This is a genomic window from Catenulispora rubra, from assembly GCF_015356825.1.
Classification (GTDB): domain Bacteria; phylum Actinomycetota; class Actinomycetes; order Streptomycetales; family Catenulisporaceae; genus Catenulispora; species Catenulispora rubra.
This window is the reverse complement of the sequence record NZ_JAACYW010000121.1, coordinates 1-24,768: the sequence shown is the minus strand read 5'-3', so window position 1 is coordinate 24,768 and position 24,768 is coordinate 1. Positions and strand designations below refer to the sequence as shown.

Annotated in this window: 19 protein-coding genes; 5 read left to right on the top strand and 14 right to left on the bottom strand. The window is 70.3% G+C overall.

Annotated features, from left to right (window positions below; translation table 11 throughout):
* Positions 1–104 precede the first annotated feature (104 nt).
* Entirely contained in the window at positions 105–1,328 is a 1,224-nt protein-coding gene (locus GWK61_RS28770; protein ID WP_194913627.1) for an acyltransferase family protein, read from the top strand.
* 70 nt (positions 1,329–1,398) lie between these two features.
* On the opposite strand, the gene GWK61_RS28765 is transcribed toward GWK61_RS28770, so the two are convergent.
* Positions 1,399–2,970, bottom strand: a complete 1,572-nt coding sequence (locus tag GWK61_RS28765) for an MFS transporter (protein ID WP_194913625.1) — start codon at positions 2,968–2,970, stop codon at positions 1,399–1,401.
* A 261-nt stretch (positions 2,971–3,231) separates the two neighbouring features.
* On the opposite strand from GWK61_RS28765, the gene GWK61_RS28760 reads away from it, so the two are divergent.
* The gene (locus GWK61_RS28760) at positions 3,232–4,809 is read left to right on the top strand and encodes an MFS transporter (RefSeq protein ID WP_194913623.1); all 1,578 of its coding nucleotides are present in this window, start codon (positions 3,232–3,234) and stop codon (positions 4,807–4,809) included.
* A 57-nt stretch (positions 4,810–4,866) separates the two neighbouring features.
* On the opposite strand, the gene GWK61_RS28755 is transcribed toward GWK61_RS28760, so the two are convergent.
* The 3 genes from GWK61_RS28755 to GWK61_RS28745 all read right to left on the bottom strand — a co-directional run bounded on the left by GWK61_RS28755 (position 4,867) and on the right by GWK61_RS28745 (position 7,908).
* Positions 4,867–6,060 carry an acyltransferase family protein gene (locus GWK61_RS28755; protein WP_194913621.1) on the bottom strand — a complete coding sequence of 398 codons (1,194 nt, stop codon included), beginning with the start codon at positions 6,058–6,060 and terminating at the stop codon, positions 4,867–4,869.
* A gap of 705 nt (positions 6,061–6,765) precedes the next feature.
* The gene (locus GWK61_RS28750) at positions 6,766–7,647 is read right to left on the bottom strand and encodes a phytanoyl-CoA dioxygenase family protein (protein WP_194913619.1); all 882 of its coding nucleotides are present in this window, start codon (positions 7,645–7,647) and stop codon (positions 6,766–6,768) included.
* A 6-nt stretch (positions 7,648–7,653) separates the two neighbouring features.
* Entirely contained in the window at positions 7,654–7,908 is a 255-nt protein-coding gene (locus GWK61_RS28745) for a phosphopantetheine-binding protein (protein ID WP_194913612.1), read from the bottom strand.
* 203 nt (positions 7,909–8,111) lie between these two features.
* On the opposite strand from GWK61_RS28745, the gene GWK61_RS59855 reads away from it, so the two are divergent.
* Entirely contained in the window at positions 8,112–9,410 is a 1,299-nt protein-coding gene (locus GWK61_RS59855; RefSeq protein WP_194913610.1) for a cytochrome P450 family protein, read from the top strand.
* Positions 9,411–9,515: 105 nt separating this feature from the next.
* Here GWK61_RS59855 and GWK61_RS28735 read toward each other — a convergent pair whose 3' ends face one another.
* From GWK61_RS28735 to GWK61_RS28715, 5 genes are all read right to left on the bottom strand, one after another.
* Positions 9,516–10,775 (bottom strand): acyl-CoA dehydrogenase family protein, encoded by a 1,260-nt coding sequence (locus tag GWK61_RS28735; protein ID WP_194913608.1) that lies wholly within the window; start codon positions 10,773–10,775, stop codon positions 9,516–9,518.
* On the bottom strand, positions 10,772–12,121 hold the full coding sequence (locus tag GWK61_RS28730; RefSeq protein WP_194913598.1) for a condensation domain-containing protein: 1,350 nt from the start codon (positions 12,119–12,121) through the stop codon (positions 10,772–10,774). The genes GWK61_RS28735 and GWK61_RS28730 overlap by 4 nt, the downstream gene beginning before the upstream one ends.
* Before the next feature lie 142 nt (positions 12,122–12,263).
* On the bottom strand, positions 12,264–13,550 hold the full coding sequence (locus GWK61_RS28725) for an RNA polymerase sigma factor (RefSeq protein WP_194913635.1): 1,287 nt from the start codon (positions 13,548–13,550) through the stop codon (positions 12,264–12,266).
* A 2-nt stretch (positions 13,551–13,552) separates the two neighbouring features.
* A complete protein-coding gene (locus tag GWK61_RS28720) occupies positions 13,553–13,915 on the bottom strand; it encodes a YciI family protein (RefSeq protein WP_194913597.1) in 363 nt (120 codons plus the stop codon).
* 135 nt (positions 13,916–14,050) lie between these two features.
* A complete protein-coding gene (locus GWK61_RS28715) occupies positions 14,051–14,896 on the bottom strand; it encodes an SAM-dependent methyltransferase (RefSeq protein WP_194913595.1) in 846 nt (281 codons plus the stop codon).
* 229 nt (positions 14,897–15,125) lie between these two features.
* Here GWK61_RS28715 and GWK61_RS28710 point away from each other — a divergent pair, with 229 nt between their 5' ends.
* On the top strand, positions 15,126–16,574 hold the full coding sequence (locus tag GWK61_RS28710) for an FAD-dependent oxidoreductase (protein WP_194913592.1): 1,449 nt from the start codon (positions 15,126–15,128) through the stop codon (positions 16,572–16,574).
* 194 nt (positions 16,575–16,768) lie between these two features.
* On the opposite strand, the gene GWK61_RS28705 is transcribed toward GWK61_RS28710, so the two are convergent.
* Together GWK61_RS28705 and GWK61_RS28700 are read right to left on the bottom strand one after the other, a co-directional pair.
* Positions 16,769–18,064 carry an extracellular solute-binding protein gene (locus tag GWK61_RS28705; RefSeq protein WP_194913583.1) on the bottom strand — a complete coding sequence of 432 codons (1,296 nt, stop codon included), beginning with the start codon at positions 18,062–18,064 and terminating at the stop codon, positions 16,769–16,771.
* A gap of 3 nt (positions 18,065–18,067) precedes the next feature.
* Positions 18,068–19,654 (bottom strand): class I SAM-dependent methyltransferase, encoded by a 1,587-nt coding sequence (locus tag GWK61_RS28700; protein WP_194913577.1) that lies wholly within the window; start codon positions 19,652–19,654, stop codon positions 18,068–18,070.
* A 142-nt stretch (positions 19,655–19,796) separates the two neighbouring features.
* Here GWK61_RS28700 and GWK61_RS28695 point away from each other — a divergent pair, with 142 nt between their 5' ends.
* Positions 19,797–21,932, top strand: coding sequence for a molybdopterin-dependent oxidoreductase (locus GWK61_RS28695; protein ID WP_194913567.1), 2,136 nt, complete (start codon positions 19,797–19,799; stop codon positions 21,930–21,932).
* Positions 21,933–22,055: 123 nt separating this feature from the next.
* On the opposite strand, the gene GWK61_RS28690 is transcribed toward GWK61_RS28695, so the two are convergent.
* From GWK61_RS28690 to GWK61_RS28680, 3 genes are all read right to left on the bottom strand, one after another.
* Complete coding sequence (locus GWK61_RS28690) at positions 22,056–23,405, bottom strand: FAD-binding oxidoreductase (protein ID WP_194913559.1); 1,350 nt, start codon at positions 23,403–23,405, stop codon at positions 22,056–22,058.
* A 290-nt stretch (positions 23,406–23,695) separates the two neighbouring features.
* Positions 23,696–24,046: a YciI family protein gene (locus tag GWK61_RS28685; RefSeq protein ID WP_228563099.1), complete on the bottom strand. Its 351-nt coding sequence runs from the start codon at positions 24,044–24,046 to the stop codon at positions 23,696–23,698.
* 282 nt (positions 24,047–24,328) lie between these two features.
* A complete protein-coding gene (locus GWK61_RS28680) occupies positions 24,329–24,703 on the bottom strand; it encodes a hypothetical protein (protein WP_194913555.1) in 375 nt (124 codons plus the stop codon).
* Positions 24,704–24,768: the final 65 nt, after the last annotated feature.

The following is a 24,768-nucleotide window of genomic DNA, read 5'->3' as shown; positions in this document are numbered from 1 at the left end:
GGCAAGGCCTGGAGACCGCAATGTGAAAGATGATCGGTTTCGGCCGGAATGTGACGCTGAGCCCCGTCCGAGATGGAGGAAACGACCGCGTGAAAGGACTTCCCGTGACATCAGCACCGACCTCACCCGCCGAGGTGACACCCGCCCGGACGCCGGCCAAACGACTCCCGTCGCTGACGTCGTTGCGGGCCTTCGGCGCGCTGTTCGTGTACTTCAACCACTCGGGCTACATCCTCCTGGACCAGAACCCGGGCTGGTACAACCACTACTCGTTCTACGTATACAACGTCGGCGGGATGAGCCTGTCGTTCTTCTTCGTGCTCAGTGGTTTCGTGCTCACCTGGGGCTCGCGGGCCACCGACACCGCGCGGGGGTTCTGGCGCGGCCGGTTCTTCAAGATCTTCCCCAACCATCTGCTGGTGTTCTTCATCGCGTTCGGCATGCTGCTCGCCTCGGGCGAGGGGATCAAGGTCGCGGAGGCCGTGGCCAACCTCTTCCTGGTCCAGTCCTGGTTCACCAAACAGTCGTACTTCGTCTATCCGGTCAACGGCGTCACCTGGTCGCTGTCGGTCGAAATGCTCTGCTACCTGTTCTTCCCGCTGCTGCTGCGCGTCGTGCGCCGGGTCCGCGTGGAGCGGCTCTGGCTGTGGATCGGCGTGTTCGCGGTGACCGTGATGGCCGTCATCCCGCTGTTCGCGGCGACGTTCCTGCCCAAGTCGCCGGAGAGCCCGTTCGAGGCCGGGGTGGCGTCCTGGGCGCAGCACTGGTTCGTGTTCTTCTTCCCGGTCACGCGTTCGGCCGAGTTCATCATCGGCATGCTGCTGGCACGCGTCATCTCCGAGGGCCGCTGGCCGAAGGTGCTCGGGCTGCGCGAGGCGCTGGGCGTCACGGTCGTCTTCTACGTCATCGGGCTCTACGTCCCGAAGCTGCTGTCCCTCGTCGCGGTCTTCACCATCCCGGTGATCGTGATCATCGGAGCCACCGCGACCAGCGATCTGGCGGACCGTATGACCTTCCTGCGGACGAGGGCGATGCTCTGGTTCGGCGACATCTCCTTCGCCTTCTACGTGACACATGTGACCGCGCTGTTCGCCGTCCACGCGGCCTTCGCGCACCAGTGGTTCGGCTACGGCTACTACACACCGCCGAAATGGTCGACGTTCGACGCGATCCTCTACATGGTCGCCGCGCTACCGATGTGCATCCTGATCGCCGGGGCGCTCTACACGTTCGTGGAACGGCCCATGATGAACCGGTTCGCCCGACCGAAGCCGCGCCGCCGCCCGGGGGTCACCGACCCCGCGGCCCCGCTGGGAGTCGAGGTCTGATCGCTGCGGCACGCCAGAGGGCCCGCGGGTGCGTGACGCGCCCGCGGGCCCTCGCCGTCCCACGGCCCGGCTACCTCTCCAGAGCTGACATGTCCGGTGCGAGGTCCTCATGGCTACTCCCGGCCTCATCGACCGCCGGCCCGGATCTCAGGGCCAGCGTGGTGAGGACCAGCAGGACGGCGATGACGACCGCGCCGATCGCCGCCACGGTGTTCATGCCGTCGGTGAAGGCGACGCGGGCGTGCTGGAGCAGCGCGGCGGACTGCCGCGCGTCCGGCATGGCGTGCGCGGCGGCCACGGCGTCGGCGACGGTTTGGCGGACGGTCGGATCCGTACTGTGCTCGGCGATCCGGCCGTGGTAGACGGCGGCGCCGACGCTGCCCAGGATCGCCAGGCCCATGGTCGATCCGAAGACGTTGCTGGTCTCCGACATCGACGCCGCCGAGCCCGCCTTCTCCGGCGGGGCCGAGCCCAGGATGAGCCCGGTGCCGAGGGCGAACAGCGGTCCGACGCCGATCGCCACGGCCCCGACGCCGACCGAGACGAGCACCGGGCCGCTGGTGCTCGTCAGCAGCGTCATGAGGAGCAGGCCCAGCAGCGAGACCAGCAGGCCGGCGCGGATGACGGTCGCGGCCTGGAAGCGCCGGACCAGGACCGGGGCCAGGAGCACGCCGGCGGCGATGCCCGCCCCGGCCGGGGCCTGCCAGGCACCGGCCTGCGCCGGGGTGAGGCCCAGGACGCTCTGGACGTACTGGCTGCTCATGAAGCTCGCGCCGGCGAACGTCGCGCAGGCCAGCATCATCGCCGACAGGGCACTGCTGAAGGCGCGCGTCCGGAACAGGCTCAGATCGACCAGCGGATGCTCCACGCTCAGCTGCCTGCGAACGAACAGGATGCCGAACGCAAGACCGACGGCGATCGCGGCGGAGGGCACGTAGAGCGTGCCGGAGTCCCCGGCGGCCAGCTGCTTGACGCCGTAGATCGCCGGCAGGATCGCGCACAGCGACATCAGCACACTGACCAGATCCAGCCGGGCCGCGTTCTCGTCGCGGTACTCCGGCAGGAACAGCGGGCCCAGGATCATCAGCAGGACCATGAACGGCACACCCAGCAGGAAGACCGACCCCCACCAGAAGTGCTCCAGCATGAAGCCGCCGATGACCGGCCCCAGAGCCGCGCCGCCGAACTGGCAGCCGGCCCACAGCGAGATGGCGATGCCCATCTGGCGCGGCTGCCGGAACATGTTGCTGATCAGGGCCAGCGTCGAGGGCCCGAGCGTGGCCCCGGCCACGCCGAGCAGGCCGCGGGCCAGGATGAGCATCGCCGGGCTGGTCGAGAACGCGGTGAGCACCGACGCAGCGGTGAACCCGGCCGCGCCGATCAGCAGGAGCCGGCGCCGCCCGACGCGGTCGCCGAGCGTACCCATGGTGATCAGGAAGCCGGCGAGCATGAAGCCGTAGATGTCGGTGATCCACAGCTGCTGCGTGGCGCTGGCGTGCAGGTCGGTGCTCAGGTGCGGGAGCGCGAGGAAGAGCGCGCCGATGTCCAGCGCGACGAGCAGGGTCGGCAGGGCCAGGCAGGCCAGACCGACCCACTCCCGCCGGCCGGCCGGCGGGGGCGCCGCCGAAGTCGTGTCAGTCATGTGATCAGGGGTCCTTCCGCCGATGCCCGGAGCCAGTGGCTGGAGGCCTACTGGCTTTCTCGACGCCGCGCGACCCGGCCATGCGCCGGAGCTCTCGCAAGCTCGAAGGTGCACCCCTCCGCGGCACTTCCGGCGATCGCCACCCCACCGGCGGAACTCACAACGGCTCAGGTGTCGGGTTTTCCGGATCTGCTCCGACCACCAGATGAAGGCGCCACGCGCGGGGTGCCGACCACTGTGGTGAGCGAGGAAGGATTTGCCATGAGTGACACGACTCCGGACGCGGCACCGTTGGCCGGACGCCGGGAGTGGCTGGGCCTGGCCGCACTGGCGCTGCCCACGCTGCTCGTCGCCTTCGACATCGGCGGCCTGTTCCTGGCGCTGCCCCACCTGAGCGCCGACCTGCACGCGACCGGCACCGAACAACTGTGGATCACCGACATCTACGGCTTCATGCTCGCCGGCTTCCTGATCACCATGGGCACCCTCGGTGACCGGATCGGCCGCCGAAAGCTGCTCATGATCGGCGCGGCCGGCTTCTTCGCCGCCTCGCTGCTGGCAGCCTTCTCGACCAGCCCCCTGGAGCTGATCATCGCCCGGGCCCTGCTCGGCGTGGCCGGCGCCACGCTGTCGCCGTCGACGCTGGCCCTGATCAGCAACATGTTCCGCAACCCCAAGCAGATGACGATGGCCATCTCCCTGTGGGCGTTCTGCCAGTTCGGCGGCGCCGCGTTCGGCCCGGTCGTCGGCGGACTACTGCTGCAACACTTCTGGTGGGGCTCGGTCTTCCTGCTCGGCACACCGGTGATGCTGCTCCTGCTGATCGTCGGCCCGATCCTGCTGCCGGAGTACCGCGACCCCGAGGCCAAAAGCATCGACCTGGCCAGCGTGGTCCTGTCGCTGGTCGCGATCCTGCCGGTGATCTACGGCATCAAGCAGCTGGCCGTGGGCAGCGGCAGCTCCCCGGCGATCGCGATCGCGGCGATCGTCGTCGGCGCCGGCTTCGCCATCGCGTTCGCCCGCCGCCAGCTGCGCCTGCCCAACCCCCTGCTCGACCTGCGGCTGTTCCGCAACATCCGCTTCAGCAGCTCGCTGCTGGCGATGCTGCTGGCCTCCGGTTCGCTGGCCGGCCTGGGCCTGATGACCAGCCAGTTCATCCAGAGCGTGCTCGGGATGCAGCCGGCCAAGGCCGGGCTGTGGCAGGCCCCGACGGGCCTGGGCATCGCCATCGGCGTCATGGTCACCCCGGCGATCATCCAGAAGGTCCAGCAGAGCACTGTGATCATCGGCGGCCTCACACTGTGCGCCGTGGGCATGATCCTGCTCAGCACGGTGAACAGCCACAGCAGCGCCGCTCTGGTGTCGGCGAGCGTGGCCCTGTGCGCACTGGGCATCGGACCACTGTTCATGCTGGGCACCAACCTGGTCGTGGGATCGGCCCCACCGGAGAAGGCCGGCTCGGCGGCGTCGATGTCGGAGACGGCCAACGTCTTCGGCTCGACCCTCGGACTGGCCCTGCTCGGCAGCGTCGGCGCCGCGGTCTACCAGTCCGGCATGGCCGGCTCGGCGGTCACCGGAGCGAAGCAGACCCTGGCCGACGCGGTCGCAGCCGCCGCCAAGCTCCCGGCCGACCAGTCCCACTCCCTGCTGACCACGGCCCGCAACGCCTTCAGCGACGGACTGAACGTGGTGGCCGTCAGCGGCATCGTGATCATCGCGACCGTCTTGATCCTGACCTGGACGACGCTGCGACAGAAGGCAGCGGCACCGGACGCCGGCGCGGAAGCGTCCACCGACCCGGACCCGATCGCCGAGCACGCCGCGGTAACCGAGTCCTGACAAACGTTCCGCCCGGCACCCGCTGCATCGGGTACCGGGCGGAACGCCGCACCCGGCTCAGCCGGTGATCGCGGGAGCGTTGACCTCATCGGAGGGCACCGCTGGCGCCAGCCGACGCGACCGAGGCCTGGCCCACTTCCGCATGGCCGGCACCTCGACGAACCGATAGAGCAGCCAGGACAGAAAGATGCTGGCCGCCAGGCAGCCCAGCAGGAACAACACCGCCACCGGCGTGTTCCACGACGTCGGGTCGTAGTCGCCGTACCCCATCCACTCCCCCTTGAACGCCGCCTGCGCGGCATGCAGCACACTGAGATGGATCAGGAAGAACGCATACGAGATCTCGCCCAACCACACCGCCGAACGATGGGTCAGCACCGTACGCCGCCCCGCGACGTCACTAGCGGCGGCCGCCGCAACCAGCAGCCCGACCGGAAACGAGTAGGGCGCGGCGAACGTCCAGAGCTGCGGCAACCACATCGTCGGCACATACACTGCGACCACAAGTAGCGCAGCCGGCATCAGGCCGATCCGAACCCACCGCCCGCTCAGAACGATGCGCGCGAACAGGATGCCGACGACGAACTCCAAGCAGCGCACCAACGGAAACTGGTCGGCAAACCACATCTGCGGCCACGAGAACCCGTCGAACCCCGGAAACGTCGGAGAGTCCGGCAGGAACGCCTTGGACAGCACCGGAATCGACAGCGACAACCCCGCCACACCGACAGCCCAGTACCACAGCTGACCGGGCCGGATCTTGTTTATGACAACGATCAGGAACGGGAACAGAATATAGAAGCCGATCTCCGCGGACAGCGACCAGGTAACCCCGTTGACCGCGTAATCGAGATTGTTCATGCTCGGCACCCAGGCGTTCACCAGAAAGAGGTTGGCGATCGCCGGCCCGACCTTGGTCTGCGTACCCCCCACCACGAACGTCGCCACGATGAGCACCCACACCACGACATGACTCGGGAAGATCTTGACGAACCGCCGCCGCCAAAACTGACCCCTCGTATCAGACGACCTGGCGACCCACGTCAGCACGAACCCACTGAGCACGAAGAAGAACGAGACACCGATCGCGCCCCCATTGTTGGCGATGAAGGTGTACTTACTCTGTACCGTCGCATCACTGAACACGCCCAGGAACTCCGCATGGCAGGCGAAGACCAGGAACGCCGCGACGAATCGCAGCGCGGTCAGGGAGGGCAGCCTGGCCGTACGTGGTGCCGTTGCCTCTGTCATGTTTACCTGCCTCATCACAAGGGGGCCGGGAGAGAGCCACAGCGGGTCTCGGGTGTGGAGTCTGCGGGGCGCCAAGGCGAGCGGCATCTTCGAGGGTGCGCACAGATTTGCCCGTGAGGACTGGCGGGGAGGTTGCGCTGGTGGCTGCGGGCCAGCGCGGCCGGTGGTGTGGTTCGGGGGTCCGAAGGACCATGCGGGGTGTTGGTTCTGGGTCCCTCGCCGCGTCGGCGGGCGAAGCCAACCTGGTCGGGCCGGTGGTGTCCAGCCGAACGGAGCAGTACCACAGCAGCAGCGATGCGGCTGGACACCACCGGACCGGCCTGGTTCCGTAAGGCGACGACGTGGCGAGGGGCACAGAACCCGGCGACCACAAGCAACACCGCCACCAAACAACGCGACGCAGGCAACAGCGGATAGGACGCCGAACCGTCGCGGGCCGCCGCCAAAAAGCAGGTCGCGCGGGTCGCCCCCTCGTCGAGGAGCGCCCGCCGGAGGCCTCGAGGTGCCCACCAAACGCGGCCGGCAGCCGCCAGACCAAACGCATGCGCAGTGACTCGGACTCATGCGTGCTCGTGCACGCGAAAACCGCCAGCCGCCAGCGCAACGTGCGGGGCTCAACCAAACTGCGCCACCCGCAAACCGCAGCCGGTGCGCCTGCCTTCGCAGAGCACACCGGCCGCGATCACCTTTCAACCGCTACACCAACTACACCAACGGATTCGCGCCGCGCGGCTTGGTGGCGAGCTCCTGCCGCGTCCGCTCCAGCAGCAGAATCGGATCCTGCGTCTCGACCTGGCCCAGCCCCGGCGGGCACCGGTCCCACCCCAGCAGCCGCTGCACCTCCTCCGGCAACGTCTGCACCGTCTCCCGAGGCACGGCAAGGTACTGGTTCTCCTCCTGCCGCAGGTTCCCCAGATCGAGCCCGACAGACAGGCTGTAGCGCGGCGTGTCTGTGGTGTTGGCGCCGCCGCCGTGGTAGACGCCGCCCGGCCACAGCAGCGCGGCTCCCGCCGGCATGACCGCCGGCACCGTCTCGGCGTACGCCGGAGCCCGCTCGTCATCCCAGTGATGGCTACCGGGGATGACCAGCGTCGCGCCATTGGCGGCCGTGAACTCGGTCATAGCCAGCATCAACTGCAACCGACACGGCGGCCCCGGATGGCGCCACAGATGCATCGCATCGTCGCGGTGCAGCGGTTGACGGCCCTGGCCCGGATCGATCCTGATCGCCTGCGTGAAGCTCACCTGGATGCTCGGCGTCACGTCCATCCGGACCTTGCCGATCCACATGTGCGTGGGCTGCTGCAACAGCCGCCGAGCCGCACCGAGAAACTGCGGTTGCAGCACCACATCAGTCATAGGCCGCGGCGAGCGGTGGAACAGGCTCGACAGCCGCTTGGTCTTCTGTCCGTCGTAGCCGCTCTCGCTGTAGCCCGCCGCCTCCAGCCCAGGCGCGAGATCCGCCTGGAGCGCGGCGAGCGTTTCGGCGTCAACAAAATCCTCGACGATCACCGCGCCGTCGCGCTCCAGGATCTCGACGATGTCGTCGAGCGGGACAGCGGGGGTGACGTGCATCAGTTCAGGCATCAGAGTTCACCCCTCGACGCGAGCCAGAATGTCCCGGGTCAACGTCTCCAAATCCGGGTCCTCGAACAGATCCCCGATGTCGAGCGTGACACCCAGTTGCTCCTCCACCGCCGCGGCGATCCGCACCGCGGCGATGGACTGTCCGTTGAGTTCGAAGAAGGTGGCGCCGGCCCGGTCTGAGCCCGGACCCAGGATGTCGGTCCAGATCGCGGCGACCCGCTGGGCGATGTCCGCGGTGGCCGGCTGCTGCTGAGTGGTCATGTCGCTGCTCCTCAAATGAAGTCAGAGGTGCTCCGGTGTTGGGGGGAGTCCCGACGCCATCGATTTCGACTTTCGCAGCCCCCGCATATGCGACACATCTCCTGAACTGCCCTGCCACCGGGCACCGTCGAAGAACCCTGCGACGACGGCCTCCGCACACCATGGGAGGGATCTGTACCGATCCGTCCTCACAGGAGGTAGACGTGGACGACGACTCGCTGTTCGTCATCGATCCGGCCGGCACCGACATCCACGGCGAGGCGGCCCGGCTCCGGGCCCGCGGGCCGGTCACCCGGGTGCTGCTGCCCGGCGGGCTCCCGGCCTGGTCGGTGACCGGCTACCACGCCGCCCGGCAGATCCTGGCGGACGAACGGTTCTCCAAGAACGCCCGGGAGCACTGGTCGGCCTACGTTCAGGGCGACCTGGCCCCGGACTTCCCCTTGATCGCCTGGGCCCGGATGGACAACATGTCCACCAACGAGGGCGAGCAGCACAACCGCCAGCGCAAGCTCGTCGCCGGTGCCTTCAGCCCGCAGCGGATCGCCTCGCTGCGGCCGCGGGTCGAGCGGATCGTGGCGCGCGCCCTGGACGAGCTCGCCGAGTACGCGGCGAAGCAGCCGGGCGAGCCGGTCGACCTCAAGGCACAGTACGCGCACCAGGTCGCGACGCGGGTGATCGGCGAACTGCTCGGCGTGCCCGAGGGCGACCCGGACGGCGTCTTGGGCCTCGCGGGGTACGTCGAGCCGGATCCGCAGAAGGCACGGGCGGATTTCCTGACGCTGCAGGGCAAGATCGCGGCACTGGTCGTGGAGAAGCGGCGGGAACCCGGAGAGGATCTGATCAGTGATCTGATCGCGGCTTCGTCGCCGAGCGGAGGATGCCCGGTGGCCGGGGTTCATACGGGCTCTGATGCTGGGGCTGGCTCGGCGGCTGATTCGAGGGCTGATTCGGGCCCCGACGCCGACTCCGACGCCGAACTGGTCGGCCTGGCACAACTGATGTTCAACACCGGCGCCGAACCGGCCCGGAACCTCATCGTCAACGCCGTGCTGGCGCTGCTCACCCGGCCCGGCCAGCGCGCCCTGGCGGCGACCGGCGAGGTGGACTGGGAGGACGTGGTGGAGGAGACGCTGCGCGCCGACGCGCCGGTCGCACACCTGCCGTTCCGGTTCGCGACGGAGGACGTCGAGGTCGCCGGCGTGACCATCTCCCGGGGCGACCCGGTGGTGGTCGCCTTCGCCGCGACCGGCCGCGACCCGGAGCTGCACGGCGCCGACGCCGGGGAGTTCGACGTCCTGCGCGCGGACAAGCGGCACGTGGCGTTCGGCCACGGCGTGCACCGCTGTGTCGGCCCGGCGCTGACCCGGATGGAGGTGCGCATCGCGGTGGAGGCACTGTTCGCGCGCTTCCCCGATCTGCGGCTGGCGGTGGAGCCCGAGGAACTGGCCGGGCAGGGCACGTTCATCATGAACGGCCGCCGCACGCTGCCGATCCATCTCTGAACCGGCTCTGGACACGGCTGAGAACGACTGGGCACGACCGAGCACGACGAAGCACGACCGAGCCGGCGGCGGGGCGCATTCGCCCCGCCGCCGGCCTGTTGCGGGTCAACGACGCGCGCCGGCCAGCTTCAGCTGCGCATACCCGCGGTTGGCGACGGTGGTGAGGAGCACGGCGGAGCTGGCGTGCGTGCGGCCGGTGGAGAGGTCGCGCCAGACGCGTTCCAGACGCGTCCCCTCCCGGACGGCCGGGCTGCCGGCGGTCGGCTGAAGGATCTCGTCGACGGCCCGCCAAGCCAGTTCGGTGCCCTCCCGGCAGGTGATCGCGATCCGCAGGTCCTCCTCGGCGGTGAACGCCCCGACCGGCTCCCCGGCCAGCTCGTGCCAGCGCCGCGACGCTGCCAGCACCAGGGTTTCGGCAGCGTCGATCATGCCGCTGGCCTTGCCGTACCAGAGCTGGAAATCGGGGTCCTCAGCACGGGGTCCGAACGGCGGCAGGATCGTGGTGCGGGAGAACATCAGCTCCGTGTAAGCCTCCAGCGCGCCCTGACACATGCCCACCGCGATGTGCGCGCCTTCCAGCGCCATCGAGCTCGCCGGCGCACCGCCGTACTGCGGGTGCTCGTGCAGCTCGCGGCCCGGGGTGCCCTCGGTGACCGAGATCTCCTCGAAGTTGACCTCGATGCCGAAGTGCTCGGGGATGCGTCCGCCCGCGATCCGGATGCTGTGCGATCCGCTGCCCTTGAGGCCGAGCTGCCCGCCCCAGTCGTCGAGCATCTCCCACTGGTCGCGGGGTGCGATGAACAGCAGTCGGCGCGGCGGGGCCGAGGTGTCGGCGTCGTCCCCGGCGATCATGGTGTTGCCGATCAGGTGGGTCGCGTACGGCGCACCGGAGCAGTACCGCCACACGCCGTCCAGGATCCAGCCGCCGTCCTCGGCACGCCGGGCTGTTCCGTAGGGAGCGTTGACGAGCGGCGCGATGAAGTCGCCGCCGCTGAAGATCTCAGCCTGCGCCTTCCCCCCGAACATGCTGCCGGCGAACAGCGAGTGCGCCGCTCCCAGGCAATACATCCAGCCTGTAGACGCGCAGGCGCGGGTCAGGGTCATCGCGATCTGCAGGAAGGTGTCGAAGCCGAACTCGTAGCCGCCGTACCGCTTGGGCACCGTGACACGGTAGAAGCCCGCGTCCCGGAACGCCTGGTGGGTGTCCTCGGCGTAGTAGGTGCGCTGTTCGGTCTCGGCCTGGCGCGCGACCAGCGCGGGCACCATGGCCTTGGCCCGCTCGATCAGCACGGCCGGGGTGACGTCCGGCTCGGCCGACGTGGCCGTGCCACGCACGACGTTTACGGTGTTCTCAGTGGTCGTCATCGCGTCGTCCCTCGAATCTCCGAGTCCGGGTCGGCCACCATCTCGCCGATCACCCCGAGGAACCCGGCCACCTGCTCCTCGACCTCGGCCCGCTCGAACAGGTGGCGGCTGAAGCTGAGGCCGCCGACCACTTCGGTGTCGCTGAGGTGCATCGACCAGATCATGCCGTCGGGGGTGTCGGAGCCGAGCGGCTGCGGGATGACGCGCCGCCAGATCGCGGTGTACTCCAGGTCGCCGATCCGGTTGCCCTGCATCAGATACGGCGGCTGGACGGCCTGGAACAGGGTCGGCACCGCGTCGGGGCCGGCCGAGGACATTAGCTCGGGCGCCTCGGCGAGCACGTGCAACAGCGGCAGTTCGTGCGAGAACGCGCCGACGCAGGCCTTCCTGGTGCGGGCGATGACGTCGCGGAAGGTGCGGCAGCCGTCCAGGTCCACGCGCAGCGGGACGAAGTTGAAGAACGATCCGACCGTGGACTGGAAGCGGGGCTCGCGGCCCGGCCCGAACGTGGGCACCACGATGTCGGTCGCGTCGGTGCGGCGGTTGACGAAGACGGTGAACGCGGCCAGCAGCACCATGAACGTCGAGCTGCGCGTCGCCTTGGCGAGCTTGGACACCTCGGTGCTCAGCTGCGCTTCGGTGGTGAAGCGGTGATAGCTCGTCGCAGGGGTCTGACCCGTGGGGTGCACCGGCGCGACCATGATCTTGGCGCCACGCAGCGCTTCCCGCCAGTAGGCACGCGAGGCGGCCACCTTCGGCCCGGCGGCGTCCTGCTGCTGCGCGACGACGTAGTCGCGGTATTGGGTCGCCTCGGGCAGCTGCGGCTCCTTGCCGGCCGCGCGCGCCGTGTAGCTCTCCGCCAGGTCCTGCAGGATCACCTGGATCGACCAGACGTCGGCGGCGCTGTGGTGCGCGCACAGGACCAGGACGGAGTCCTCGTCGTCGAAGCGGCCGAGGACGGCCCGGATCAACGGGATCCGGTCGGCCGGGAACAGCCGGGTCTCGGCCTCGATCATCAGCTCCTCGGAGCGCCGGTCCCGGTCCGCGCCGGGCGAGCCGTCGAGGTCGACCAGCAGCAGCTCGGGCTGGACGGCGGGCAGCACATGCTGCGCGCCGCCGTTCTCCAGGTCCACCAGGGTGCGCAGCGCCTCGTGCCGCTCGACCACGTCGGCCAGCGCCCGGCGCATGGCGCGCTCGTCGACGCGGCCGCGGACCCGCCAGGCGAAGACCTCCGTGTAGTGCGGCCCGAACGGCCCGGTTTCGAAGCCCTGGGCGAAGATGCAGAGGAACTGCTGTTGCAGTGAGAGCGCCGCGGTTGTCGGCTGGGTGTCCGACGTCGTCGTCATGTGAGATCTCTCCTCGGTGAAGGCTGACGCTGGCGTTGTGGAGGGAATCGATCAGAGTGATGCGGCTCAAGTCCGTCACGGATGCGATCGGCCAGACGTGGAAGATCCCGGGGCGAGGTGTGAACGGATGATCAGTGCACTGTTATGTGGCCGCGTCTCGATTCTCATCAGCGCCGGCCGGGCCGTGCATCTTCGTGATTGCCGCCGCGCGTGCTTCGAGGTAGCGCCGTTCGGGCAGGCTGGTGGTGCGGTGCGCGGCGAGCAGGTAGCTGTCCCGCGCCGGGCCCGGTTCGCCGGCCATCTCCAGCAGGTGCGCCCGGACCGCTTCGAGGCGGTGGTGGTCGGCCAGCCGGCCGTCGGAGTCCAGGGTGCGCAGCATCGCCAGGCCCGCCTGGGGGCCGTGCGCCATCGCGATCGCGACCGCATGGTTGAGGGCCACGATCGGGTTGGCCGAGACCCGCGACAGCAGCTCGTAGAGGGCCAGGATCTGGGGCCAGTCCGTCTCCTCCAGGCGCGGTGCTTCGGTGTGCACGGCGGCGATCGCGGCCTGGAGCTGGTACGGCCCGAGGGGGCCGCGGGCCAGCGTGCTGGTGATGAGTTCGACCCCTTCCTTCAGCGACACCGGGTCCCACAGGCCGCGGTCCTGTTCGGCGAACGGGATCAGCGCGCCGTCGGGCGCGGTGCGGGCCGGGCGGCGGGCGTCGGTGAGGAGCATGAGCGCGAGCAGCCCGGCCACCTCGTTGTCGTCGGGCAGGAGGCGGTGGACGGCGCGGGTCAGGCGGATCGCCTCGTGCGCGAGTTCGGCGCGCTGGAGGTCGGGTCCGGAGCTGGCCGTGTAGCCCTCGTTGAAGATCAGGTAGAGGACGTGGAGCACGACCCGCAGGCGGGCGTCGCGCTTGTCCGCCGGCGGCATCTGGAAAGGGATGTCCGTCGCCTTGATGCGCTGTTTGGCGCGCAGGATCCGGCGCGACATCGTGGCCTCGGGGACCAGGAACGCCGCCGCGATCTGGGCGGTGCTCAGGCCGCCGACCGCCCGCAGGGTCAGCGCAATCTGCGAGGACGGCGACAGCGCCGGGTGGCAGCACAGGAACAGCAGCAGGAGGGTGTCGTCCCGGTCGGGCGTGTGGTCGTCGTCGTCCGGGCCCGGCACCACCGGCTCCAGCGGCGTCTCCAGCGCCACCACCGCGGCCTCGCGGCGCCGTCGGGCGCTCTCGCTGCGGACCTGGTCGGCCAGCCGGCGGGAGGCGACGGTGGTCAGCCAGCCGGCCGGGCGCTCCGGGACGCCGTCGGCCGGCCACTGCACGGCCGCGTCGAGCAGGGCCTCCTGGACCGCGTCCTCGCAGGCCTCGAACTGTCCGTAGCGGCGCACGAGGGCACCGAGCACCTGCGGCGCCAGGCGGCGCAGCAGCTCCTCGACGTCGGTGCGGATGCTCACATCTCCATGCCGCCGGGATGCATCACCGCGCGGACTTCCATAGCCCCGTGCCGGGCGTCCGGCCAGCGCGAGGCGATCTGCACCGCGCGCTCGACGCTGTCGGCCTCGATCGTCAGGTAGCCGGCCAGCATCTCCTTGGCCCCGACGTAGGGGCCGTCGGTGGCCTCGGGCACGCCGTCGACCACCCGCACGGTCTTGGCGGTCGACGGGTGCGCCAAGGCCTCGCCGCCGACCATCTCGCCGGAGGCCGCGAGCTCCGCCAGGATGCTGTCGACGTCGCTCATCGAGGCCTCGCGCTCGTCCTCGGACATGGCCTCGATGTTGTCCGGGTTGTTGTAGATCAACAGCATGTACTTCACGGTGCTTTTTCCCTCGCCTGCGGGCGCCCTGGTCGGGCGCGGCTCTGGAGGTAGTCGGAGCAGACTCGCGTCACCGGACATCCGGGGTGGATGTCGGGTGGCCGCGGCCTCGTCGGGCACCCGCGGCGAGGCGATTCAGTTCCAGGGTTTCTGCACGGTGATGACCGCGTAGCCGATCTGGCCCGTCTCCCCCGGTGCGAAGAAGGTTTCCAGCGTCTGGCGGAGTTCGTCGACGGCGGCGTCGCCGAACTGCGCGGCCAGCTCCGCGCGGCGCGTCTCCACGGCGTGCACGTACTTGGGACCCATGCCGAACACTCGCGGCCCACACTGGAGGTACTCAAGGAGCTCGAATCCGGCCTCGCGCAACGGATCCAGCCACTCGGCCACCGACAGCAGCCACTTCGAGCCGAAGTTCGCGGCGAACCGGCTGGCGGCCACGACGCCGAGCCCTTCGCGGGTCGGCTCGGTGAGGGACAGGCGACCGCCGGGGCGCAGCACGCGGTGCAGGCCGCGGAGCGTGGGTGCGAGGTCGCTGACGTAGACCAGGGCTTCCATCGCGACGACGGCGTCGAAGCTGCCGTCCGGAAAGTCCAGCGCGCGGTAGTCACCGGTCTGGAAGGTGACCTGGTCGCCGAGTCCGGCGGCGCGGGCCCGGGCGTGCGCCTCGGCGACCTGGCGGGTGCTGATGTTGACGCCGGTGACCTCCACGTCGTATTCCGTGGCGAGCTGGATCGCCGGGGCGCCGAGGCCGCAGCCGACGTCGAGGACGCGCTCGCCCTTGCGCAGGCGCAGCGAGTCGGCCACTTTGCGGGTCAGGCGCTGCGTGGCCTCGATCAGCGGGGCCTGGTCCTCGTCGTCGTACCAGTAGGCCAGGTGCACCTGGCCGTCGTTGAAGGCGTTCGACATGTCGGACGACTCGTCGAACATCTCGGCGATCCCGTCGGCCTCGGGCCGGTCGCCAGTGGTTGCCGCGCTCTCCATGGCTTCTCCTCTCGGGCTGGGACTCTCGGGCTGGGTCTGTCGGGCTGGGACCGGATCCACCGGGTCCCCGGTCCATGGTCGCGGCCGCGATCAGGGCCCTCATCTCCGTACTTGCGCAGGTCGCGGCGGCTGTCGGCTCGCAATCCAGGAGATGCCCGGCGGGGGGCGGGGACCACATCGTGAAGCTGATACGCCATCCCCGGCACCCGATCCCCAGGAGGTGGGCGAGATGCCCCAGGAAGCAACCCGGCCGGCGGCCGACGGCGCCCCGACCCGCGCCGTCGTACTGGGCGGCAGCATCGCCGGGCTGTTCGCGGCCCGCGTGCTCGCCGAGGCCTACGACGAGGTCCTGGTCGTCGACCGGGACGCGGTCACCGGCGTCGACGGCCCGCGCCGCGGACGCCCCCAGGGCAAGCACATCAACGCCATGCACGTGCGCGGCCGGGTGGTGATGGAGGAGCTCTACCCCGGCATCACCGACCAGCTCATCGCCGACGGCACCCCGTTCGGCGACTTCTCCGGCTCGGTCCGCTGGTACTTCCGCGGCCGCCCGGTCAAGCGCGCGGACATCGGCTACATCGCGGTCCCGGCCTCGGCGCCGCTGATGGAGCGCCGGATCCGGGAGCGCACGGCGGAGCTGGCGAACGTCCGCTTCGTCGAACGCTGCGACATCCTGGGCCTGACCGCCACCGCCGACCACGCGCAGGTGACCGGGGTCAAGGTCCAGAAGAGCGGCGAGCCCGGCGAGACCATCGCGGCCGACCTGGTGGTCGACGCGACCGGGCGCGGCTCGCGCACCCCGGTGTGGCTGGAGGAGATGGGCTACCCGCGGGTCGAGGAGGAGCGGACCAACATCGGGCTGGGTTACGTCACCCAGAACTACAAGATGAAGGCCGACCCCTACAACGGCGACCTCGCCATCATCGCGGTCGCCTCCCCCGACGTCCCGCGCGGCTGCATCTTCACCAAGACCGAGGGCGACAAGACCCTGCTGACCGTCTACGGCATCCTCGGCGACCACCCGCCGACGGACCAGGAGGGGCTGTACGAGTTCGTCAAGGGCCTGCCGGTCCCGGACATCCACGAGGCGCTCAAGCACGCCGAGCCGCTGGACGAGCCGGTAGCGTTCCGCTTCCCGACCACCCAGCGCCGCCGCTACGAGCAGATGACCCGCTTCCCGGCCGGGCTGCTGGTGATCGGCGACGCAGTGTCCTGCTTCAACCCGGTCTACGCGCAGGGCATGACGGTCGCGGCGCTGTCCGCCCTGACACTGCGCCGTCACCTGCACTCCGGCGCCACCCCGGACGCCGCACAGTACTTCCGCGACCTGGCGCACGACGTCATCGACCCGCCGTGGGAGATGACGCGCACGGTCGATCTGGGCTTCGAGGGCGTGGAGGGCAAGCGCGACTTCAAGGTCCGCATGGGCCAGCGCTACCTGACGATGGTCCAGGTCGCCGCGACCCGCGACAGCTCGGTGACGCGCGGCTACATGCGCGCCGCCGGCATGATCGACCGGCCGGAGCAGCTGATGCGGCCGGCGATGGTCGCGCGGGTGCTGCTGAACGCGCTGCGCGGGCCGGCGGGACCCGCCGCGGTGCCGCCGGCGGTGGCGGAGGGGGCTGGGGCCGGGGACGGTTCCGAGGCGGCGAAGGCTCCAGTGGCCGGGTCGCGGTAAGTTCCAAGCCCTGACACGACCGAGGCCGCCGGTACCGATCTGGTGCCGGCGGCTCGATGCTGTCCGCATGCCGGAGCTCAAACAGCGCGGCATGCCAAAGGGGCGCGGCAGCCCTCACTACCGCGCCCCAGCGCGTCCCGACCTGGACGCGCGCCGGCCGCACCAGCGTGGTGCCGCCGATCCTTAGTGGTGGCCTATCGCGCCGCGTTGTACTCGTCCAGCCGCTCCTGCGCCGTGGCCGTTGCCTGCGCGAAGCGGCGCGCGGGGTCGGCGCCTTGCTCCAGCACGTCCGTCATGGCTTGGACCAGGTCGGCGTGCATGCCCGCCAGGTCTCCGACCAGGGCGCCGGTTGCGGCTGGGGAGCCGTTGGAGGCGGCGAGTTGGGCGGGGGCGGTCAGGTGGTGCGGTTTCTGGGCGAACCAGCCTTCTGCTTCAAGCAGGCGGTGCGCGCCGTGGGTCACCGGGATGAAGCCGCTCGACTTGTGCCACGCGGCGGCGGCTGCCGGGTTCAGCAGGTACTGCAGGAACGCGAGCGCGCCGTCCTCCACCTCCGGCGGCAGCCCGGCGGCCAGCCACAGGGAGTCGCCGCCGAGGACGTCGCCGGCGTACGGCACGGCGCCGTTGCGCGGCAGGCGGGCGGTGACGGCGTCGATTCCGGCCTGCGCCGCGGCCGACACCAGCGGCTCGGCCATCACCGAGGAGTTGTAGAGGAACGCGATCCGGCCCCCGATGAAGGCCTCGAACGTCCCGGCCCAGTCCTGGGCCACGCCGGTGTGCAGGTACAGACCGTCCTTGTGCAGCCGCTGCCACCACCTGGCCCAGGCCAGCACCTCCTCGGAGGCCAGGTCCACCTTCCGCGCCCGGCCCGACCGGCCGTTGTCCCGGTCCACCAGCAGGCCGCCCTGCTGGCTGACGAAGTGCTGGAAGAACCAGCCGTCGATGGCCCACGCGACACCGTGCGAAGGACCGCCGTCCAGCCGCATGACGGCCCGGCACGCGTCCTCCAACGCCTCCCAGTCCTGCGGCACCTCCGAGATCCCAGCCGCCCGCATCATCGCAGTGTTCGCATACAGCAAACCCGTGGAGACGCTGAACGGCATCGACACCAGTTCGCCGTCGTAGCTGTAGTAACGGTGCGCGGCCTCGACGAAGTCGTCGAAGACCACCGGCTCACCCAGGATCTCCCGACGTCCGGCGACCGCGCGCTGCACCGGCGTGAACAACGGCCCGTCGGTCGCGGCGACCGCGTCGCGGGCCCGCTGGGTCTCGGTGAAGAACACGTCGACGATCGCCGGGACGCGGCCGGAACCCAGGATCCTGATGAACTCGTCGCCGCCGGCGAACGTCCGGTACGTCGAAATGCGCACCTCGTAGCCGGGATGCGCGGCCTCGAACTCCGCAGCCCGCTGCCGCACCGGGTCCAGGAACCCGCCGCGAACCGGGTGTTCGGCGAGCAGTATCTCGACGACGGTCGGGTTCTCCCCGCCCACGCCTCAGCCCTCCCGCTTCGCGGTGATGAACACGAACGTCCCCGGCCCCGACTCCTCGACCACGCTCAGCCCGGCGGCGGCCAGCCACGCCCGGATCTCCTCCCGCTCGAACAGCTCATAGCCGTCGGGCGCGGCCGGGAAGATGTGCGAGTGCTGGAAGTACCGGTACACCGCGTCGTCGGCCCACCGGAACGTCATCAGCGTCAGCACCCCGCCGGGCCGCAGGCAGCGGCCGATCTCGGCGAGCGCCTGCGCCGGGTCCGGCACCGCCTGCAAGGCGTTCCAGAAGTTGACGGCGGTCAGGCTGCCGTCGGCCAGCGGCAGCTCCAGGGCACTGGCCCGCACGGCGGCGACCTGCGGCAGCCGACCGCGCAGCCAGTAGAGCATGGCGTCGTTGAGATCCAGGGCGATGACCCGGTCGGCGCCGACGGCGTCGGTGACCACCCAGGTCCAACGGCCGGCGCCGGCCGCGAGGTCCAGGACCGGTCCGTCGGCGCGCGCCGCAGCCGCCGCGCGCAGCCGGTCGGCGATGTACGCGTCCTCGATCGCCGGTGTGACGCCGCCGTCCCAGTTCTGGCCCATGATGCGCAGGAACGCCGGACGCAGCCCGGACTCGTAGTGCTGGCCGACGGTGCTCATCACGGCGGCGTTCTGCAGCACATCGGCCTCGACGTCCTCGGCCTCGTCGCTGACGCCGGCGCCGGAGCGCTCGCGGCGGGACAGGTCGAGGATCCCGCCGACGGTGACCGGGTAGAACGTGGAGCAACTCTGGCAGCGCGCGCCCTTGGCCTGGAAGGTGAGCGCGCTCCCGCAGGAGGTGCAGCGCAGCGCTTCTTCGTGTCGGCCGAACGACGTCGCGTCGACGGCTCCCGGCGCTTCGTGCAGGGCCGCCCAGTAAGGACTCTGATCAGCAACCGGAGTGGGCACCACACCGTTGGTCACCGACCACAACGCCTTGGCCCCGGCGGTGGCCCACAGCGTGCGGGTGTCGTCGTTCCAGGTCGTGGTGACCTGTTCGGGGGTCAGGGTCCTGATCCACGCCCGGTCGAACTCCCGCTCCTGCTCGTCGATGGCCCAGTCGAACGGCGAGGGCCAGGCCCGCCCCAGGTCCGGGTCATCGGGGTCGAGCAGCGTCAGCCCGCGGTCCAGCCGGGTCCGGTCGTCGGGGTCCAACGGGACGCCGTCGAAAGCGGACCAGATGCGGGCCCGCTCGTTCGGGAAGTGCGCGAGCAGATACAGCGACGCCAGCGTGAGCGGGGTGACGGCGGTGGTACCGCGGACCTCGTCGAGGACGGCGTCCAGTCCCCCGCGCACGGCGGTGGCGACCGGGCCGTCGAGCGCCGGGTATTCGGCCTCTGCGAACAGGCCGAGGGCGATCGCCAGGTAGCCGCGATGCGCGGCGTCGGCGCCGTCCCAGGCGGCCAGCAGGTCGGGGACGGCGTCCCGCGCCGAGGCGGGATCGGTCAGCACTCCGCCGGTCCAGAACGTGCCGACCAGGCGGCTGAACGCCCCGGCCAGCGCTTCGGAATCGGCTTCCCGGAAGGCGGTCAGCGGTCCGGCGACGGTGGCCGGCTCGGCATGCGGAGCCATGGCGAATCCTCTCTTCGACAGGTCTGCCACCACGATCACACGCACGGCCGAGGCACGACATCTTCGGGGGTGCCGAACCGGTTCGCGCCGCTTCGCACGCAGCGAGAAGGGACGGCGCCGCGCCGTTGCTAGCGTCCTGACCATGAAGACTGCGCTGCGGACGTGTCCCCTTTGCGAGACGGCCTGCGGGCTGCGGCTGACGCTGGACGACGCGGGCTCCGTGCTGCGCGTGGAGGGCGACCAGGACGACCCGTTCAGCAAGGGGTTCCTGTGCCCGAAGGGGGCGGCGCTGGGCCAGCTGGACGAGGATCCGGACCGGCTGTCGCGTCCGCTGGTCCGGGACCGGGCCGATGGGGAGCTGCGGCCGGCCAGCTGGGACGAGGCGTTCGCCGAGGTGCACCGTGGGCTCACCGAAACGATGGCGGCACACGGCCGCGACGCCGTGGCGCTGTACTTCGGCAACCCGACGTTCCACACCATGGCCGGCTTCCTCTACCGGCAGCCGCTCACGCAGGTACTGGGCAGCCGTAACGTGTACTCGGCGAGCACCATCGACCAGATGCCCAAGCACGTCGCCAGCGGCCTGATGTTCGGCGACGCGTTCGCGGTGGCCGTCCCGGACCTGGACCGCACCGACTACATGCTGATCCTCGGGGCCAACCCGGTGGAGTCCAACGGCTCGCTGTGCGTGGCGCCGAATTTCAAGGGCCGCCTGCGGGCGTTGCAGGAGCGCGGCGGCAAGGTCGTGGTCGTCGACCCGCGGCTCACGCGGACCGCCGAACTCGCCGACGAGCACCTGTTCATCCGTCCCGGGACGGATCCGTACCTGCTGTTCGGCATCGTGCACACGCTGCTGGCCGAGAGCCTGACCGCGCTGGACGTGGAGGTCACCGGGCTGGACGAACTCAGGACCCTGGCTCGCGACTTCACGCCGGAGGCGGTGGAGCGGGCCTGCGGCGTGCCGGCCACGACGACGGTGCGGCTGGCGCGGGAGCTCGCGGCGGCGCCGTCGGCGTCGGTGTACGCCAGGATCGGCACCTGCACCGCCGAGTTCGGCTCGACGGCGCAGTGGCTGGTCGACGTCATCAATGCCCTGACGGGGAACCTGGACCGGCCCGGCGGCGTCATGTTCGCCAAGACCGCGGCCCTGGAGATCTTCCGCAGCGGGCAGCCGTTCAGCACCGGCGCCTGGCACAGCCGGGTGCGCGGGCTGCCGGAAGTGCTTGGCGAGTTCCCGGTCGCGACCATGGCGGACGAGATCGAGACGCCGGGCGAGGGGAAGATCAGGGCTCTGATCACGATCGGGGGCAACCCGGCCCTGTCCGCACCGGGCGCGCCGCGCTTGGCTCGGGCGTTGTCGGAGCTGGACTTCATGGTCTGCGTCGATCCCTACTTGAACGAGACCACGCGGCACGCGAACGTGATCCTGCCGCCGCCGCGGATCCTGCAGAGCCCGCACTTCGACTTCCTGGTGCAGATCATCATGGTCCGCAACTACGCGCGCTTCTCGCCGCCGGTGCTGCCGCTGCGCGACGATCAGCGGTCGGAGGCTGCGATCCTGGCCAAGCTGCTGCTGATGCTGGCTGGTCAGGGTCCTGACGCCGATCCTTCTGGCGCGGAGGAGATGCTGCTCGGGCAGTTGCTCGCTACGGTGCCGGAGATGCGTGCCGGCCTGGACGGCGACGACGGGACCGAGCAGATTCTGGACGCGCTGCTGAAGCTGGGGTCTTATGGCCTGTCGCTGGAGGCGATGCGCGAGGCGCCGCATGGTCTGGACCTCGGTCCGCTCCAGCCGCGGCTGCCGGAGATCCTGTGCACCGCCTCGGGCAAGGTCGATCTGGCGCCGACGGCGTTGGCGGCCGACGTGCCGCGGCTGCTGGCGCGGCTGCTGGATCCGGTGCCGGAGATGGTGTTGATCGGACGCCGGCATCTGCGGTCGAACAACAGCTGGATGCACAACGTGCCGTCGCTGATCGGCGGCAGCAATCGGTGCACGCTGCACGTCCATCCGCAGGACGTGGCGCGCCTCGGGCTCGGGGACCGGGCGCGGGTGCGGTCGGCGGCCGGGGAGGTCGAGGTGGTGGTGGAGGCCACCGAGACGATCATGCCGGGGGTGGTGAGCCTGCCGCACGGTTGGGGGCACGAGGACAGCGGGCAGGCGGTGGCGCGGAAGAACGCCGGGGTCAATGCCAATGCTCTGACTGATGAGGCCGTGGTGGATCCGGTTTCGGGGAACGCGGTGTTCAACGGGGTGCCGGTGAGCATGCTTCCGGCGTGAGGACGAACGCTGAGCGGCGCCGTGCGTGATGCACGGCGCCGCTCGAGCTTTCCCAGGTTCGCGAAAGTCGGAGCCGGGACGCCTGGCGACGCCCCGGCCCCGGCTTCGTCAGATCTCGCCGGCTCAGGCCGGGATGACGTTGACGTTCAGGTGGAAGATGTTGTCGGGGTCGTACTCCCGCTTCAGCTCCGCGAGCCGCCGGTAGGTCTGGTGCGGGTAGACCGCGTCGATGTCCGCCTGGAGGACGTTGCTCAGGAAGCCGCTGTAGGCGCCGGACATCGACGGGGCCAGCGCGGACCAGAACGCCTCGTAGGTCGGCAGCAGCGGCTCGTTGCCCTCCGGGTCGCCGAGCAGCACACCCATGATCAGGGCCTGCGTGGAGCGGTGGGCGAACGCGGTCGCGTCCTCCGGCACCAGGCTCAGGGCTCCGCCGATGCTACGGATCTCGACGTACAGGTTCGGCAGGTGGGCCTGCTGAGCGAGGATCGTCGAGGCCAGGTCCTCGGTCAGCGCCGGGGTGAGGCGGTTGCGGACGCGCGGCTGCCAGCCCGGGGGCAGGTCGCTGATGGGCTGCAGGACGTCGCCGTAGGGCATGAGGCGGACCTGGTCGTCCACGACGGTGCCGAGCTTGCGGATCGGGTCGATGGCCAGGGCGGCGGCCGCGTCGTCGTCGCCGGCGTAGCAGACCATGATGCCCAGCGGCGGCGGGGCCTCGCCGAACGTCGGCCAGCACATGGCGGTGGCCGTGAGCTCCTCGGGGGCGGAGTCCATGTACGCGGCCCAGCCGCGCAGGACGGCTTCGGTCTCGTCGGGGGCGAAGGCGATCTGGCCGAAGAAGACCTGCGCGACCGGCTGGGCCACGACCGTGAAGGAGGTCACCACGCCGAAGTTGCCGCCGCCGCCGCGGATCGCCCAGAACAGGTCCGGGTTCTCCTCGGCGCTGGCCGGCAGCACGCGGCCGTCGGCCGTCACGACCTCCGCCGCGACCAGGCTGTCCAGGGCCAGGCCGTACTTGCGGGCCATCCAGCCGACGCCGCCGCCGACCAGCAGCCCGCCGACGCCCACGCTCGTGGTGTCGCCGGAGGTGAAGGCCAGGCCGTGCGGCGCCAGGGCGGTCGCTACGTGCGACCACTGCGCGCCGGCGCCGAGCCGGACCAGGCGCTCGGACTCGTTCAGCACCTCGACGCCGTCCAGGTGCGTCAGGTCCAGGACCACGCCGCCGACGTTGGTGCTGAAGCCGGCGTTGCTGTGGCCGCCGCTGCGGGTGGAGATCTCCAGACCGTGCGCGACGGCGAAGGCGATGCCGCGGGCCACGTCGTCGTTGCTGCGGGCGCGGACGATCGCCGCCGGGTGGCCCTTGTGGACCATCAGGTTGGCCAGGGCCTCGTATCCCTCGTCACCCGGCACGAGAACCTCACCGGTGACTTCGGCCCGCAGGGACTCGATGGCCCCGGGCTCCACGGCGCTGTCCATGGTGTACTCCTTCTTCTCTCCCGTTGAGCAGCACACGGCGGCGCTGTTCGCTTTCTCTACCCGGTGGTCGGAGCCGGCGCGCGGATCCGGACACGGCTGGGACGTGCCCGGGGGAACTGGTGTGCGCACGGGTGGAGGTGCGGCGCTGCGGTGCCGCGAGGTGCATGCTGCGTGTCGCATAGTGCGTGGTGCGTGGTGCGTGGTGCGGGTGGCGGGTGGCGGGGCGCATAGCGCGCCGCACGCCGCCGGCGGCGGACGAACGCCGCCGCCGGCCCGGCCCCAGGGGTGCCTCAGCCCTCCTCGGGCATCTCGAGGTACGGCCGGATCTCGACGGCGGACCACTGCGCGTCCGGGATCATGGCGGCGAGCTCGACCGCGCGGTCCTGGTCAGCGACATCGACGATGTAGTAGCCGCCGAAGTAGTCGTCGCCCTCGAACAGCGAGCCCTCGGAGGTCACCGTCTTGCCGTCGCGCACGCGGACCACGGTGCTCTTGGCGGGCGCGTCGAGGCCGTCCATGGAGACCAGCTCACCGGACGCCGAGATGATCCCGATCAGCTTCTCGTGGGCGGGACCCACGGAGGCCTGCTGCTCCTCGGTCAGGGACTCGTTGGTCTTCGGGTTGATGATGATCTGCAGCATGAACTTCACGGCTTCGCTCCTTACGGTGGGGCGTCCGGCTCGGACGCTCTCGCCTGTAGGTCGGAGCCGGGGCCGGGAACCGGACATCGGGTGCGGAGCTTTTGGGTGGGATGTTGGTGACCGCCTGCTCCCCACCAGAGACTTCTGCACTTCTCGCAGGCGGTCATAAGCCAATCCGTTCAGCCTGAAAGCAGGCGCCTCACCTCCTTGGATCGACCAGCCGTCGGTGTCCGCGGCGGCGTGGCCGCGAACCTGTGGAGCTCCGCGTGGTGCCGGGGGAGCTCAGATCTCGATGCTCTCGGCCACCGTGCGCATCTGGTGGCGGGCCAGGGCGAGGTTGCCGCGGGTGCGGTCCAGGGCCAGGTAGAGGAACAGGCCGGTGCCGCTGCGGGAGGTCAGGGGTCTGATGATGTGGTACTGGCGGCCGAGGGTTATCAGGATGTCCTCGATGGTGTCGTTCATCTTGAGCATCTCCATCGTGCGCATCTTGGCGCGGACGACCTCGGTGTTCCCGGCGGCGGCGACGGTCAGGTCGAGTTCCTTGGAGACGCTGATCTCGCCGAGGGACATGCCGCTGCCGTAGTCGACCAGGGCCGCACCGATCGCGCCCTCGGTGCGCATGGCTTCTTTCAACGCGACGTCGATGGTCATCGACATGGAGTACTCCTTCGCTGGGGTATGACCCGCCCCGCGGGCGGGGGGCCTGCGGGCGGGGACCGGGG

Bases quoted from the DNA above. Each gene is read 5' to 3' on its own strand.
- GWK61_RS28765 (WP_194913625.1), bottom strand. From the start codon at position 2,970: ATGACTGACACGACTTCGGCGGCGCCCCCGCCGGCCGGCCGGCGGGAG.
- GWK61_RS28760 (WP_194913623.1), top strand. From the start codon at position 3,232: ATGAGTGACACGACTCCGGACGCGGCACCGTTGGCCGGACGCCGGGAG.
- GWK61_RS28755 (WP_194913621.1), bottom strand. From the start codon at position 6,060: ATGACAGAGGCAACGGCACCACGTACGGCCAGGCTGCCCTCCCTGACC.
- GWK61_RS28750 (WP_194913619.1), bottom strand. From the start codon at position 7,647: ATGCCTGAACTGATGCACGTCACCCCCGCTGTCCCGCTCGACGACATC.
- GWK61_RS28745 (WP_194913612.1), bottom strand. From the start codon at position 7,908: ATGACCACTCAGCAGCAGCCGGCCACCGCGGACATCGCCCAGCGGGTC.
- GWK61_RS28735 (WP_194913608.1), bottom strand. From the start codon at position 10,775: ATGACGACCACTGAGAACACCGTAAACGTCGTGCGTGGCACGGCCACG.
- GWK61_RS28730 (WP_194913598.1), bottom strand. From the start codon at position 12,121: ATGACGACGACGTCGGACACCCAGCCGACAACCGCGGCGCTCTCACTG.
- GWK61_RS28715 (WP_194913595.1), bottom strand. From the start codon at position 14,896: ATGGAGAGCGCGGCAACCACTGGCGACCGGCCCGAGGCCGACGGGATC.
- GWK61_RS28710 (WP_194913592.1), top strand. From the start codon at position 15,126: ATGCCCCAGGAAGCAACCCGGCCGGCGGCCGACGGCGCCCCGACCCGC.
- GWK61_RS28700 (WP_194913577.1), bottom strand. From the start codon at position 19,654: ATGGCTCCGCATGCCGAGCCGGCCACCGTCGCCGGACCGCTGACCGCC.
- GWK61_RS28695 (WP_194913567.1), top strand. From the start codon at position 19,797: ATGAAGACTGCGCTGCGGACGTGTCCCCTTTGCGAGACGGCCTGCGGG.
- GWK61_RS28690 (WP_194913559.1), bottom strand. From the start codon at position 23,405: ATGGACAGCGCCGTGGAGCCCGGGGCCATCGAGTCCCTGCGGGCCGAA.
- GWK61_RS28685 (WP_228563099.1), bottom strand. From the start codon at position 24,046: ATGCTGCAGATCATCATCAACCCGAAGACCAACGAGTCCCTGACCGAG.
- GWK61_RS28680 (WP_194913555.1), bottom strand. From the start codon at position 24,703: ATGTCGATGACCATCGACGTCGCGTTGAAAGAAGCCATGCGCACCGAG.